The sequence below is a fragment of the Mesorhizobium sp. M7A.F.Ca.US.014.04.1.1 genome (assembly GCF_003998745.1).
Classification (GTDB): domain Bacteria; phylum Pseudomonadota; class Alphaproteobacteria; order Rhizobiales; family Rhizobiaceae; genus Mesorhizobium; species Mesorhizobium ciceri.
This window is the reverse complement of the sequence record NZ_RZRW01001514.1, coordinates 1-398: the sequence shown is the minus strand read 5'-3', so window position 1 is coordinate 398 and position 398 is coordinate 1. Positions and strand designations below refer to the sequence as shown.

Genomic DNA, 398 nt, shown 5'->3' with positions numbered 1-398 from the left:
ATCCACGGCTATGTCGTCGCGCCCGGATCCGAGCCGAAAGATGTCACGACCTTCGTCAGCCCGAGCGGTGCGTGGGCGTCGGGCGCGATCGTGTCGACGCCTGATGATTTGTCGATGTTCATACGGGCAGATCTCGGACTGAAGTTCTTCGGCGCTGCCGAGCAGATTGAACAGATGAAGTTCGTGGCCGGCAATTCCAGTCCGCCCGGACCCGGGACGAACGAGGCCGGTCTCGGACTGTTCCGCTACACCACGCCGTGCGGTGTCGTTTATGGCCACACCGGCAGTTTCCCGGGCTACACGCAGTGGGCGGCGTCAACCGCCGACGGGACGCGCTCGGTCACCACCACGCTGAACATCGCTGAGCCGGCTGGCGCGTTGCTCGACCGCCTGCGGGA

General features: G+C 65.1%; 1 protein-coding gene. It reads left to right on the top strand.

The genetic code is table 11. From position 1 onward, the window contains the following. Positions 1-398, top strand: a 398-nt coding sequence (locus tag EOA22_RS37390; protein ID WP_164756372.1) for a serine hydrolase, incomplete at both ends; no start/stop codon positions are given.